General features: G+C 48.1%; 10 protein-coding genes and 2 tRNA genes. 6 read left to right on the top strand and 6 right to left on the bottom strand.

Translation table 11 applies throughout. The features are described from left to right. Positions 1–144: 144 nt before the first annotated feature. From ACYVGR_RS17520 to ACYVGR_RS17505, 4 genes are all read right to left on the bottom strand, one after another. Positions 145–229 (bottom strand) — tRNA-Leu (locus ACYVGR_RS17520). Between the two features lie 61 nt (positions 230–290). After that, positions 291–363 (bottom strand) — tRNA-Gly (locus ACYVGR_RS17515). Positions 364–508: 145 nt separating this feature from the next. Beyond that, positions 509–2,215, bottom strand: coding sequence for a hypothetical protein (locus tag ACYVGR_RS17510; protein ID WP_460958958.1), 1,707 nt, complete (start codon positions 2,213–2,215; stop codon positions 509–511). 40 nt (positions 2,216–2,255) lie between these two features. Beyond that, on the bottom strand, positions 2,256–3,446 hold the full coding sequence (locus ACYVGR_RS17505) for a hypothetical protein (protein ID WP_460958956.1): 1,191 nt from the start codon (positions 3,444–3,446) through the stop codon (positions 2,256–2,258). Between the two features lie 145 nt (positions 3,447–3,591). Between ACYVGR_RS17505 and ACYVGR_RS17500 the strand changes: the two genes are divergently transcribed. From ACYVGR_RS17500 to nfi, 5 genes are all read left to right on the top strand, one after another. Then, positions 3,592–4,239 (top strand): hypothetical protein, encoded by a 648-nt coding sequence (locus ACYVGR_RS17500; RefSeq protein ID WP_460958954.1) that lies wholly within the window; start codon positions 3,592–3,594, stop codon positions 4,237–4,239. A gap of 14 nt (positions 4,240–4,253) precedes the next feature. Further along, positions 4,254–5,393, top strand: coding sequence for a helix-turn-helix domain-containing protein (locus ACYVGR_RS17495; RefSeq protein ID WP_460958952.1), 1,140 nt, complete (start codon positions 4,254–4,256; stop codon positions 5,391–5,393). A gap of 51 nt (positions 5,394–5,444) precedes the next feature. Continuing rightward, entirely contained in the window at positions 5,445–6,818 is a 1,374-nt protein-coding gene (locus ACYVGR_RS17490) for a serine hydrolase (RefSeq protein WP_460958950.1), read from the top strand. Positions 6,819–6,863: 45 nt separating this feature from the next. Continuing rightward, entirely contained in the window at positions 6,864–8,402 is a 1,539-nt protein-coding gene (locus ACYVGR_RS17485) for a S41 family peptidase (protein ID WP_460958948.1), read from the top strand. 131 nt (positions 8,403–8,533) lie between these two features. Beyond that, a complete protein-coding gene (nfi, locus tag ACYVGR_RS17480) occupies positions 8,534–9,226 on the top strand; it encodes a deoxyribonuclease V (protein ID WP_460958946.1) in 693 nt (230 codons plus the stop codon). On the opposite strand, the gene cydB is transcribed toward nfi, so the two are convergent. Both cydB and ACYVGR_RS17470 read right to left on the bottom strand, forming a co-directional pair. Continuing rightward, complete coding sequence (gene cydB, locus ACYVGR_RS17475; RefSeq protein WP_460958944.1) at positions 9,220–10,254, bottom strand: cytochrome d ubiquinol oxidase subunit II; 1,035 nt, start codon at positions 10,252–10,254, stop codon at positions 9,220–9,222. The two genes, nfi and cydB, sit on opposite strands and share 7 nt — an antisense overlap. An 85-nt stretch (positions 10,255–10,339) precedes the next feature. Further along, positions 10,340–11,722 carry a cytochrome ubiquinol oxidase subunit I gene (locus ACYVGR_RS17470; protein WP_460958942.1) on the bottom strand — a complete coding sequence of 461 codons (1,383 nt, stop codon included), beginning with the start codon at positions 11,720–11,722 and terminating at the stop codon, positions 10,340–10,342. A 217-nt stretch (positions 11,723–11,939) separates the two neighbouring features. Here ACYVGR_RS17470 and ACYVGR_RS17465 point away from each other — a divergent pair, with 217 nt between their 5' ends. Further along, positions 11,940–13,982, top strand: a complete 2,043-nt coding sequence (locus ACYVGR_RS17465; protein WP_460958940.1) for a hypothetical protein — start codon at positions 11,940–11,942, stop codon at positions 13,980–13,982. Positions 13,983–14,011 lie beyond the last annotated feature (29 nt).

Below are 14,011 nucleotides of genomic sequence, written 5' to 3'. Positions count from 1 at the left end.
TTGGGTGAAACCACAAACCTAGAAAAATACAACGCCCTCCACAACTTTTGACCTTGATCCATTTAATCCTGAAATGTTGTCCTATTGTTGTCCTGAACAAAAAAGAGGCTATACCTTTGAAGATATAACCTCTTGATTATCAAGTACCAGGAGCGGGAGTCGAACCCGCACGGGCTTGAGGCCCACAGGATTTTAAGTCCGGCGTGTCTACCAATTCCACCATCCCGGCATTCCATTTCCGCCGAAGCAGATTTTTACAAAAAAAGCACCGGGGTCGGTGCCTTTTGTAGAGCGAAAGACGGGGTTCGAACCCGCGACCTCGACCTTGGCAAGGTCGCGCTCTACCAGCTGAGCTACTTTCGCGTTTTACAATTTGCCACTCTCTCGGCGAATTGTGGATGCAAAATTAGGCTATTTTCTTCGTTTGTCAAGTCTTGCGCCTAAAAAAACTCTAAAAATTTCACAAACCTATATATCTAAACCTGATTCTGAATGCATTACGCTTCATCTAATTTAACAAAGAATCATTCACCTGCGTGTCGAACACACCTGTTAATACTTGTCCATTACGCTTTACCTGTACCCAAATGCGATAATGGCCAGCACGTGGAAATGCGTAAGGGAACTCCACCATGTTATTTGTTTTCATAGTATGACTCATGCCAGACATACTTGCCGTCAGTAGTTTATTCTTTTCGGCTTCGGGCAATGTTTTCAATTTAGCCACGTAGGTATCAATGCTATCGCGGAATCGGGCAGCATTGGGGTAATGGAAGGTTCTGGCTGTATCGGCAATACGATTTACCAGCGAACCTTCGGCTGCCATCGAGTACGTTCCAACAGGATGCAAGTGAATGTAGACCGTTCCATCTGAGCGTAGAATTGCTGCATGCCCTCCCATGCCCAGATATGGCTCCAACGCTGCGGCTTTTCCTTGTGCATCGGCTACAGCGAATTTTAGCGGATATAGTTTTCCTGCTTCCAGAATCTGCGAGGGTTTATCCATCCAGATCATCGTAGAACCATCGCTGAGTTTCACACTAGCACCGGGCTTGCCACACACGACCATGTCATTATCTAAATGGGGGACGTTTACGGCATTTGCTTTTACTCCCATCGGTTCGGTTACGAGCCAGCTATCGTCTATATCCGTTGGCTTCGCATTAGCAGCCGCTTCTGCTGTAATTTTTAGAGATGGGACCTCAACGGTATCGGTCAGCGTTTCGGCAAACCCACTCCGGTAAACTACATCGGCATAGAGCAGGTATTTGCCTCCCGGCAATGGTGGTAAAGTCGATTCATAGTTCAGCGTATCCCGACGTTCAGGGTGCAAATGCGCGAAGGCATCCAGCCCTGGCGTTCGAACTAAAAAAGCGTGCATGAGTTTGCCATGATCAGGCAGCATAAAGCTAAAAAGCCGACGAGATCTTTGGCCACTACCAAAGCCCGTTGTATCGAACTGGATCGTTAGCTGGCGTTGCGCATTAGTAACACGCACTGATGTAGCAATGCGTGTTGGCTGATAGAGTTGCTCATTCCGATATTCTTCGGCAGTACTCGTCCACCAGGAGCGCCAACCCGTTAGAATCAACGCAATAACAGCCAAACCAACGCCCATGCCTACCAATCTCCGACGACCGAGTGTAGCAGGCGCTTTTTGACCGGGTAACAAAACGCCATCCGAATTACTAGCGCCAATGATGGTAATGAGCATGACAACTAGTAGGAGACCCATTGCGGCCAATGCCAGACCCGTTCCCTGGGGCATTTCGCGCAAAGCGGTTGCCATCGCCACAACAGGTACAATCACCTGCTGTTTGCCATCGGGGCCATCGATGCTCAATTCAATACTCGACGAACCAGAGTCCATTAGCCACAAATCTCCCTCGTAACGATTGGCTTCCACAGGGGTTAGAATATCGTGCGTCGGCGCGCCTTTATCGCCCGAACGGAAATAAATTGGTCGTGCTCCAATACTACTCACTCGACCTTGCTCCACAAATACCGTTACAATGGCCGTTCCGGGGACTACATCAGGTGGTTTTACACTGATTAGCAATTGATACTTGCCAACCTGTTTCTGTACAATTACGCCCGAACTACCAACGTGAGCGGTTGCAATGAATGAATGAGTGAGTGATAGAATAAGTGAATAGAACAGGGCAAGTCTTATAACCCGTCCAGACATTCGTTTATTGCTTTTTATTGGATTCATTTTGCAGAATTTCATGACCTCTTTCCCATAATATGCTCAATCAGCGAGCTACGCGTTTCATCCAACTTCCCCAAAGCAATCCAACTCGGGCCGAAAGGCTGGCATAAATCAATGCCTTCCCAAAACCAATAGCAAATTCGGTGGGCGATTGGGTACGCCAGGGTGGAAAAGCATACCGATACTCCCAATCGGGCGGACTTCCATATGTCCAGGAATACGACAAAAAGATGCCGTTCCGCGCATAGGGAGATGTTTCCAGAAACTCACCAAATGGCCATTGTATAGCCAGTAATATCAGCAAAAACACAACGCCCAACAAAACGGCTAACACCCAATCGTTGAGTTTCCGTCCCGTAGTCGGATTATCGAACCGATGCAGAATCCAGTCCATGGCAAAGGCTGGGATAATGAGCAGGGGCGGAAACACAAACGGCTGATAATGGGTGATTGGATTAAGCACCGGTCCTAACCGGGGTACGGCGGGCAAGTGTTGAATGACCCAGCTTGGCAGGAGTAAAAACAACATAAATAAGCCCGCAATTGAGGTAATTGGCCAACGTAATAAGGAGGCTCGCCCCATAGCTACCAGATAGAACGGCAACACAATGGCGGCTGTAACATAATAAGCTGTACTATGCGTATCGCCCCGATCCATTGTTTCAGAGAACAAAGAAAATAGCATAGTGAGCAGCAATCCTGCTGCAATGGCAAATAACCATTTCAGTCGTGTGGACGTAGTACTAACTAAGCCAGTATTCTGGTGCCTATTTTGTAAAGCCAGAACCCCAATGATGGCCCCGAACTGTAATGTCATGATACCAATGGCCAGAATGGTATGTGGAGGGGTCAGAATCTGAACATCGAGCCCGTATGTGTTGTGCCACCAGTCGTCGAAAGGGGCCGACGTGAGCATGGCCAATGCACCCCAAACGCAGAACATAGCGCCTAACGGCCCATAAAAAACACCCCAAAAAGGCACTGCCTCAGGTCGGCCAGGGTGATTTTTAGACAGTGTCAGGTTGAAAATCTGGTAGGCAGAAAATAATCCACCAACCACTCCTCCTACGTAAATAACCAGGTGTGGAGCTGCAAACAAACCATCACGTCCAATGCTCATGTGCCACATGATGTCCCAAAGGAGGCCCATAATGACACAAAATGAAGCGAAGACAACTGCGTAGATATAAATTGGTATACTAAAACGCTGATCAGCAGAGGAGATAGATGGCATAAATAGACAAATTACCCGTAGGGCTTAATGATGCTGTAAAATACGAAATGTTGCGCAAAGTCGTGAGATCGCTTGGCAACAACGCTTACGCTCTCTGAGCCAACGGGATACAGTTCCACTGATTTATAGCGTTATTTGCGTATCGATGCGTGTACTTAAGCCAGATCATATGCTCTATTCTGATTGCCCTGCAAACAGTAAGTCGTTTGTAGCTAAAGCATTATTGATTAGCCTTAGCTTATTCATGAGTGCGTGTGTGCCCGACTTTTTAGTGTCGGACTCCGATTGGGTTGTTATTGAAGCCGGTGAACATGAACCAAGCCCTGCCCGAAAATTTGGCTTACTTATTAGTCCGAGTGAAGTATCGGCCACGGTCACCTTCGATAGCAGTTGCATCTACGATGTTGGGGCCGTTGATGCCGATGACTGGAACAAAGTAATCGGCGTTGGATTTGTTGGCGCTAAAGATCAGCCATTGGATGGAGTCGCTCCTCATCAGGTGGATGGGGCACGGGTTGGTTGGCGCTGGAACGCCCAACGGCAACGGATTGATCTGGGGGCCTATGTTTATGTTGAGGGCCAACGTATTGACTTCAAAGTAGCCGAAGTAGCCATTAATACACCTACCAAAATGGTTATCAAGATCGATTACGATCGAAAAGTGTATCAGGTATTGGGTGGCAAAACGATTCCGTTCACCCACAATAAATCATTTGCGTATAACACTGGACTTTATTTCGGGGGTACGAGCGTGGCTCCTCACCGAATACGCGTAAAAATCCAGGATTATTAGTCTATTCCAGTGGCATGACGATCTCTCCTTTTGACCTGATCCTGTTACTGGGTAGTATTCAGGGAGTTATTCTGGCGGCACTCTTATGGTTCAATCCGAAAGGTAATCGATTGTCGAACCGGTTATTGGCTACGCTCATTGGCCTGCTGGCATTGATGAGTTTTGCGGTAGGGCACCCCATTACGAATCGCTATATACTATTCGCGCTAGATTTAACCCCGCTTATTATTGCTATGCCCATCGGGCCACTCATTTACTTTTACACAAAGTCGATGCTGGACCCGGCTTTCCAATTTGGCAAAACTGAACGACGTCATTTTTATCCAGCTGTTCTGGATTTAGGCTCGAAATTCATAGGCTGGGTTTTCATTACTGGTATGCTTCTGGGCTTTTTTGAGCGGAAAACCGGGCCTAGTTGGGGAAATGCAATGGACGAATACGATACGTATATTGATATTCCTCGCTGGCTATCGGCTACAATTTATCTGTTCCTGACCAGACGTGCCCTTCGACAGTATCAATCAACCAACCAACAGGCAACTCAACTCCGGCCGATGCGCTGGCTCTGGCAGTTTGTTAACGTATTCCTAGTTTTCCAGACCATCTGGTTTATTCATTTGGTGCCTTATATCATTCCTGCTTCGCGCGGCCCTTTACTGGATCGCTTCGGCTGGTATCCCATTTACATTCCCATTGCCATCTTGATCTACTGGCTGGGCTTTAAAGGATATTTATATACACGATCAGAAAGCGTCGATAAGGTGACAACCAAATCAACTGGCGCCGAGCTATCTTCTGAGACTGTCGAACAGGTCATTCATTCGCTAGTAGGGGCAATGACCCAAGAGAAACTCTTTCTAGATACTGATTTGAGCGTTGATAAGTTAGGAAGGCATCTACAGCTTTCGCCCAAATTGATTTCGGCAGTCCTCAATCAGCATCTACACAAAAATTTCAATGGGTTCATCAATGACTACCGAGTCGATGAAGTAAAACGTCGATTAGTCGATCCGGTCTATGACCACCTGACCCTTACCGGTATTGCTTTCGATTGTGGCTTCAACTCGCAGGCGACCTTTCAGCGCATATTCAAGCAATCAACGGGCGTTTCACCCGGCGAATACCTGAAAAATACCTCTCAAATCAGGATTTGAGCAGATCAGCGTCTGTTTTTCGGGCAGCTTTGACCCAAAAAACGACCTGCTATGAACCAACCTTTCCAGGCGCTTATCTTCATGATAGCTCTTTGCCTGATTCATTCAGCAAACGCCCAGCAAGCTAAATCGACGACCGAAAAGCTTGACGAATACCTGACCACTGCCGCCAACCTGCACCGATTTAATGGCACCGTATTAGTGGCGCAAAAAGGAAGTATCCTTCTCCAGAAGGGGTACGGCTGGCGCAATGAGCCCGCTAAAATCCCGAATGACACGACTAGTATTTACCAGCTTGGATCGATTACGAAAACATTCACAGGGGCAGCCATACTTCAGTTGCAGGAAGAAAAAAAGTTATCGATCAAGGATAAACTGAGCCGATACCTGCCCGATTACCCCAATGGTGATCAGATTACTATCGAGCAGCTATTTGCCCATACGTCCGGGATCTATGACTACAAAGGCGTGCTTTATTCGAAAGACAGCCTGGAGTTTACCCGTCCTGTCAGCAAAGAGCGCATACTTTCCACATTCAAAGACAAACCGCTGGCCAACGAACCGGGGAAGACCGTCAATTATTCAAATTCCGGCTATTTCTTATTGGGTCTGATTATCGAAAAAGTAGCACAACAGCCGTTTGAAACCGTTATTCGGGAGCGGTTCATCAGGCCACTTCAGCTAACCCGAACAGGCTTTGATTTTATCAATCGACAAACGCCAGATAAAACAACGGGCTATACGTATTGGAAAGATTCGGTTCTGGTTGCCGTTCGTTCGCTCGATTCAACGGCAGCTTATGCGGCTGGTGGTATGTATAGCTCAGTTGGTGATTTGTACCGCTGGACGCAGGCTTTTCGCTCTACTCAATTGTTAAAACCAGCTTCACAACGTTTGGCATTTACCCCCATCAAGCCCGGCAACTGGAGTTGCGGCTGGGGAATTAATTATTTCGTGAACCACAAAAAGTTAGTTTTTCAGAATGGCAACCTTCCAGGCTTCGCCACCTTTCTGGTGCTTATTCCCGACGATGATACAGTCCTGATAATGCTCGCCAATGTCGATGACACATCAGACATGACTACGCTGGAACCGATGCTTAAAGACCTGCTTTTTGTTACGTATGGCATGCCCTACCAACTACCTGTTAGTTTCAAGACGGTTCGGGTCAGTGATGCGATTTTACAGCAGTACGTAGGCCAATACCAGCTTGACCTGAAACGAATCGTAACTATCACATTCGACCAGAACAGGCTATTTCTACAAGTGACAGGTCAGGAACGATTCGAGATTTTCCCATCCAGCGAAACAGACTTTTTCCTCAAAGCCGTCAATGCGCAATTAACCTTCCAGAAAGATGAAACCGGGCGAGTTATCCAGATTACGGTTCACCAAAATGGCGACGTAGTAGCGAAGCGATTGTAAGCGATTCCGCCAGTTCATCTCCATTTACGCAACTTCATTAAATCCATGAAACTTCTCTACTGCACTCTCCTTTTCCTCCTCGCTTACCCTCTGAATGCTCAGCCGGGAACGGATTCCTTATCAACCCGAGTCCTGCAACCGGCAGCTATGCAAGCTGACTTCCGTTACCTCCGTCGATTGCTGGAAGAAACGCATCCGGGCTTGTATCGTTACACAGCCAAAGCCAGCATGCAGGCCAAGCTGGACAGCCTTGATCGGTCCTTTACGAAACCACAATCTTTCTACAGCTTCTTCAAAACGATCAATGGTCTACTGGCCGACATTCGTTGTGCCCATACGCATCCGGTACCGCAAAAAGACTGGCGAATGCAATTTAATAAAGTCCAGAAAACCATTCCATTTTTTATACTATCTACTCAGCAGCATGTCTTCGTATTGTTGAACGGAACAACTGATCAAACCATCAAACCTGGCTTTGAACTGTTGAGCATCAACGGACAATCGATAGACGATGTCCGGCAGCAGTTGTACCGTCAACATTGGGCCGATGGGTATATCCAATCCTCGAAGAGCCAACTGCGAGGTGAGTTTTTTAACTTGTTTTATTATTGGTTTATTGGCCAGCCAGATCAGTTTTCGCTCACGTTCCGCAGCCTAACGGGTGATACGCTTCAGGTAAAGGCACCCGCCAAGCCCTTCAGCGAATCGCTCCGGCAAATGATCAAAAATCCCGTCAATAAGCAGATGGTGGTCTGGTACGTCAACAAAAAGCATAAACACCCCTGGCGACTCAGTTTCCCCGACACACTAGCCAACACGGCTATTCTTCGGTTCGATGGGTTTGGTGGCGAAGGCGCTAAAAACGGAGCAGAAGCCATCACTACCTTCCAGGCTTTCATGGACAAAAGCATGGCCAAAATCGAGAAGCAGCGCATACGGCATCTTATTATCGATGTCAGAGGAAATACGGGTGGCTGGGATAGCCAGGGTATTGAATTGTTCACGTATCTGATGAAAACCGATTCTGCCGTTCCTTATTACACTCGTCAGCATAGCATCACCAATGGCGAGGGTAGTAGTAGTGAGTTTCTTACGTTTTCAGACCTTTCCGAAGCTGACCGACAGAATGCAAAGAACGAATTGACGCCTGAACCCGATGGTACATTTACTCTCAGGCAAGACAGCGGCATCGATTCGACCGGCCGAACGCCTAAACGGTACGCCCCCAAGCCCAATCGGTTTAAAGGTCAGGTTTACGTGTTAATGGATGGCGAAAGTGCCTCAACCGCGTCGGAATTTCTGGCCGTAGCACACGCCAACAAAGTCGGAATATTTATTGGCTCCGAATCGGGTGGTGCCTACGAGGGTGGTAATGGAAGTAGTTTTATTACGCTTCCTCTTCCCAAGTCGGGAATACAGGTAACAACGCCATTAGTTTATTACAACAACGCCGTGCCCGAATCGAAGCAGAAAGGTCACGGCACACTACCCGATTATGATGTTCCGACCACCCGAACGAACATTCTGACGCATACCGATGCTCAATTGAGCTTTGTGGCAAGGTTAATTCGGGAACAGAAGTAGTTTCTGACAGGATTAACAGGATAAAACAGGATTACTTCTCTCATTAAATCTTGTTTTATCCTGTTAGAAACCCCTTGCTTGAATAACTGTTGTCCATCCACAGGTGTTATGTAATAAACCCCACCTATTCTATGGCCAGTTATCAACCTCTTCACGATTGGAACGTAACACCCACCGAAGCCGTCGCCCTGCAACAGCAATTGCGTTCCCAGATTCGCATTGAGCCGTTGGCCAAACAGCCCAAAACTATTGCAGGCTGCGACATTTCGTTCAATAAGTTTGAGGAAACCGTCTACGCCGGCATCGTTGTCCTTCGACTCGATACACTCGAAACCATCGAAGAAGCAGGCGTCGTTAGCACTGCGCCCTTTCCTTATATTCCAGGTCTACTGTCGTTCCGCGAGATTCCCTCGCTACTACAAGCCTGGCAAAAGCTGACCATTGAACCCGACGTGGTCATGTTCGATGGTCACGGCACGGCGCACCCACGGCGAATCGGAATTGCTTCACACGCCGGGCTTTTCCTGAACCGCCCCACATTTGGTTGTGGTAAATCGGTGCTGGTTGGCAAGTACGATGAACCGGCATTGGAACGTGGTAACTGGTCGCTGATGAAGCATTATGGTGAGGTTATCGGCGCGGCTTTACGAACGAAAAACAAAGTCAATCCAGTGTATGTATCGCCCGGTCACCTAATTGATTTGGAAACTGCCATTTCGTTAACCCTGGCGTGCGATGGTGGCTATCGGATTCCTGAACCCACGCGCCGGGCACATAATCTGGTGAATGCGTTACGGAGAGGTGAGCGGGTAACAAGTCAATAACTATGTTCTTCCAGCTTCACCTTCCCCCGAAAGGTCCAGAACATAAATACGGTATAGGTAGCAACCAGCGGCATCCCAATGGCGGCAAACAGGAGCATTGTCCGCAGCGAGCCATCTGACGACGCAGCCTCGTAAATGCTGATGCTACCTTTCGGGTCGATATTCGATAGGACTAAATTGGGGTAAAGCCCCATTGCAAACAGAATCAGTAACAGGGCCGTAGTCACAGACGAAGAAATGAAACCCCGCCGATATTGCCGCTTTTCGATGCTTCGGCGGATATTCAGGACAATCAATACGGCAGCTATGCCTAGTGCAAAGAGTTCAGGATATGCCTTGAAAATAGCCGTCATGTGCGGTACATAAATGAGCGTCGCCATCGACGTAGCCATAAAGCACAGAATGAAAAACTTACTGGTGTTATTGGCAATAATCGTCAGTTTCGCATAAAGTCGATCTTCGGTTTTCATGAGCAGATACATGGCTCCGTGCATCATAAACAGCGATAACACGGTAACAGCAATAAGCCCAGCATAAGGATTGAAAAAGTCGCGCAGTCGACCGACAAATTCGTGCTTAGCGTTGAGAGGAAGCCCTTGGATCAGATTCCCCAAAACCAATCCTAGCAGTAATGAAATCACAATGCTGGACACGCAGTAGCTAATATCCCACAGTTGATGCCACCATTTCATTTTCTCCTTACTCCGAAATTCAATCGAGATACCCCGAAAGATAATGGCCACCAGAAACAACATGAAGGGCAAATAAAATACCGACAAAATGGTGCCGTACACAAGCGGGAAAGCTGCAAACAATGAACCCGCGCCAATCACGAGCCAGACTTCGTTACCATCCCAAACTGGCCCAATCGCGTTGAGCGCAATTCGTCGGCTCTGTTCTTTTCGAAAAAACAGATGCAGCGCTCCAGCTCCCAAATCGAAGCCGTCTAAAATGCCATACCCGCTGATCAGCGCGCCAATCAGCAAAAACCACCAGGTGGGAAGATCGATTCCGAGAACGGTATCCATAAATAATGAGTGAAAGAATGAATGAGTGAAAGAGCGAATGAGTGAAGGGGGCGGCAGCTTTTCGCTCTTTCACTCATTCACTCTTTCACTCATTAAAAATCGGCGACATTGACGGGTTCATGCGCGAGGAGGTTTCATCGTCAGAAACCACATCGGGGCCGTGCTGGATTTTCTTGTTGAGTAAGTACAGAAACAAGACAAATAGCATCACGTAAATAAAGGTAAACATAATGAGTGATGCCAGCACGTGTTCGGCTTTAACAGCCTGCGACAGCGCATCAGAAGTACGCAACAATCCATACACAACCCACGGCTGCCGCCCCACTTCGGCCGTGTACCAGCCTACCTGATTACCAATTTGAGGCAGTAAAACCGAGAACACAAAAACGCCCATCAGCCAGCGCGTCTGGAAGAGTTTTTTTCGGTAGAGTAGATATAACCCAAGAAGCGTCAGCCCAATCAACAACATACCAATGCTAATCATGATGTGGTAAGTCTGAAACACGAAGTTGACCGCCGTTGGGCGATTTTCGGGTTTTATGCTGTTCAGACCAGGAATAGGCGCATTGACGTCGTGATGAACTAGAAACGATAAACCACCGGGAATTTTTAACCCTGTGGTTTTCTGCTCCTTCGCATCTACCCAACCCATCAGATACATATCGCCGGGGGCCGATTTCTCGAAATGCCCTTCCATAGCCGCGAGTTTCGCGGGTTGGTATTTTGTAACCACCTCCGCCGATTTACTACCGGTGAACAGTTGCCCCAGCGCCGATATGGCTGCCACCCAAAGTGCAATCCGAAAGGCCGCTTCGGCATGAACAAGGTATTTCTTTTTCAGTATATACCAGGCACTTACGCTAAGTACCAAAAACGAACCGGCTAGCAAAGCGCCAATCAACACATGTGAGTACCGCTCCACCGACGACGGGTTAAAAACCATCGCCCAGAAGTCGGTAACAATGGCGCGGGCCTCCATGCCTGTTCCTTCAATCCGATAACCAGAAGGCGTTTGCTGCCACGAATTGGCGACTACAATCCAAAGCGCCGAGAAAATAGAGCCGAGCGCTACCAATACGGTCGCCATAAAATGGACTCGTGGACTTACTTTGTTCCAACCGAACAGCAGGATACCCAAAAACGCCGATTCAAGCGCAAAGGCAAAAATACCTTCGGCCGCCAGCGCGGAGCCAAAAATATCACCCACGTAGCGGGAGTAAGTAGCCCAGTTCGTACCGAACTCAAACTCCATAACAATACCCGTAGCGACACCAATCCCAAAAATGAGGGCAAAAATTCGGACCCAGAACCGGGTCAACTCTTCATAAACTTTGTCTTTTGTTTTTAGATACAACCCTTCCATAATTACCAGACAAACGCCTAAGCCAATACTCAGGGGTGGGTAGATGTAGTGAAAGGCAATGGTGAAAGCGAACTGAATTCGGGAGAGTAACTCAACATTGTCCATAACCAGCGGGATAGTGGGGACGGGTCGCCGAGATCGCAGACAGGCAGTGCGATTAGGGGCGAACTAGGCGAGTAAACTATCGCCCGAAAGGTACGACGGGATGCGTATAAGGCGGATGGCATTTCAGTAGTTTTTCGCGAAAAATTACTACTGGTTTAGCTACCCATACGTAGCAAAGAATTACATTCAACAAATTGACGGATCAATCCAATTTCCTGTGCAGCCCATTGGCCCTCCTACCGTTTCGCGACAATTCCGGAATTACGTCATCGCGTTTTACCAAACCCAGCGAAAAGCATTTCTGATCATTGTTACGCTGCTAATTTCGTTGTACGTACTCACCGTACCCGATCAGGCCGACGATATGATCAATGCGGTAATCGACGACGGCATTTTGAGTCGACTTTTCCAGTTCATTTTGCTGAGTACCTTTATCTGGAGCTGGATGGTCTATGGCTGCACACGCATGATCCTACATATTTCGCCCGTTGGCTTACGGCTAAATAGTGAGTGTGATTTACTGCTCCGATGGCTTCCCAAACTGGGGGGCATGATTCCGCCCTTCATTCTGGCTTATGCCTTCTGGAAACCCGATCACTGGCAATCGTACCTGTTGGTTCTCGAAAGCTGTCTGATGCTAATCGTCTTTTTATCGATTGAGCACTATGTACCCGTTTTTGCCCTGCCTGCACGCTGGAAATTTTCAGAACGCTATACCAATTTCACGCAAGACATACGGGCACTTTGGCGAAACCCACTTGGCCGGGTGGTCACCACGGGCGGGCTGGTATTGAGCCTACTCCTGATTGTTCTGTTCAGCTTACCCGTCGATTGGGGTATTGCCCGAAGTTTCCGCCCGACGGCCATTATCATTTTCGGGATTACCCTGTACACATTCGTCGGTAGCCTCATCATTTATTTCAATGACTACCGCTATCGACCGTTGATGCTGATTGTCTTGGTTTACTTAATTGTTATCAGTGCGTTTAATGACAACACCACCGTCCGGCGGGCCACGAAGCCATCTGTCTTGCCCGTAACGCAACGGCCAACCATTCAGGCACATTTTGCTCAATGGATTGCCGCCCGCCAGCAGGAAGAAGGAGACACCATACCGTTGGTACTGGTAGCTGCCGAAGGAGGAGGTATCCGGGCGCTGAACTGGACGGCCGAAACCCTCATTCGACTCGATTCCATTATTCCGGGATTTAGCCGCCATGTGTATGCGCTCAGTGGGGTATCGGGCGGGGGTGTTGGAACAGTATTTTACACAGCTTTCTTGCGCGATGTCGCCGAGACAGAACGTACAGGTCGATTTGAGAAATTCCGAAATGTCATTCGCGACGATTATTTATCGGCAGTGTCGGCGGCTTTGCTATTTCCCGAATCGATCCAACGGATCGTGCCTACTCCATTACCCACCCTTGAGCGGGCAAAATGGCTCGAAGACTCCTGGGCAGATTCCTACACCGATAATCTTGGGCTCCCCACCCTCGATTCGTCGCTAACGCAATTGTACCAAACCCCTACGGGTTATAATTACAACCTGCCTTCACTCCTGCTCAATGGTACGCTGGCTGAGTCGGGTCAGAAAATCGTCACTTCAAACCTGCAACTTGATCCGGGTTATTTTAAAAATGTAGTCTCTACGTTGGATGTATTGGGTACTGATGTCCCTCTCAAAACGGCTGCATCTCTGTGCAGTCGTTTCCCGATTGTGACCAATGGCGGTTTGATCCAGAAAGATACATTACTGGGGAGTGGACGAAAAAAGCGCTATGGCGGGCACGTTGTCGATGGTGGCTATTTCGATAATTCGGGCGTTGAAACGTGTATGCAGCTTCTGAATAACCTCGTCCCGTTTATCCGTCAGCTCGATACGGCCCAGAGTGTTACCGTTATTCCTTACATTCTCTTTATTCAGAATAGCCACACCATTGGCAAGCTCCCTCAAAAGCGTTCCATTGTACAGGCAATTCAGATACCTCTGTTGGGCTTTTTCAATGCCTGGGACAATGGCTCGACCACCCGCGATAATATGTTCAGTTCGTTTATGAACCGCTTCGACAACCCCAAAACGAATTACCTGACACTGCGCCTTGCCTACAATGACAAGTATCCGCTAGGCTGGTTTCTGTCCGACAGTGCCGCCCGACGCCTAAGCCAACAGGCCAAAGATTCAATTAGTTTAACGAATAAAGAGTTAGCAAAACTGAAAGGCGCTTTCCGACAAATGAAGGTGAAGCGGGTAGTCAATTAATTTATCGTTGTACTTTAGCCGCCAGAACC

The organism is Spirosoma litoris (assembly GCF_054776755.1).
The sequence above is the reverse complement of the archived record's forward strand: the minus strand, read 5'-3'. Positions and strand labels throughout refer to the sequence as shown.

Bases quoted from the DNA above. Each gene is read 5' to 3' on its own strand.
- ACYVGR_RS17510 (WP_460958958.1), bottom strand. From the start codon at position 2,215: ATGAATCCAATAAAAAGCAATAAACGAATGTCTGGACGGGTTATAAGA.
- ACYVGR_RS17505 (WP_460958956.1), bottom strand. From the start codon at position 3,446: ATGCCATCTATCTCCTCTGCTGATCAGCGTTTTAGTATACCAATTTAT.
- ACYVGR_RS17500 (WP_460958954.1), top strand. From the start codon at position 3,592: ATGCGTGTACTTAAGCCAGATCATATGCTCTATTCTGATTGCCCTGCA.
- ACYVGR_RS17495 (WP_460958952.1), top strand. From the start codon at position 4,254: ATGACGATCTCTCCTTTTGACCTGATCCTGTTACTGGGTAGTATTCAG.
- ACYVGR_RS17490 (WP_460958950.1), top strand. From the start codon at position 5,445: ATGAACCAACCTTTCCAGGCGCTTATCTTCATGATAGCTCTTTGCCTG.
- ACYVGR_RS17485 (WP_460958948.1), top strand. From the start codon at position 6,864: ATGAAACTTCTCTACTGCACTCTCCTTTTCCTCCTCGCTTACCCTCTG.
- nfi (WP_460958946.1), top strand. From the start codon at position 8,534: ATGGCCAGTTATCAACCTCTTCACGATTGGAACGTAACACCCACCGAA.
- cydB (WP_460958944.1), bottom strand. From the start codon at position 10,254: ATGGATACCGTTCTCGGAATCGATCTTCCCACCTGGTGGTTTTTGCTG.
- ACYVGR_RS17470 (WP_460958942.1), bottom strand. From the start codon at position 11,722: ATGGACAATGTTGAGTTACTCTCCCGAATTCAGTTCGCTTTCACCATT.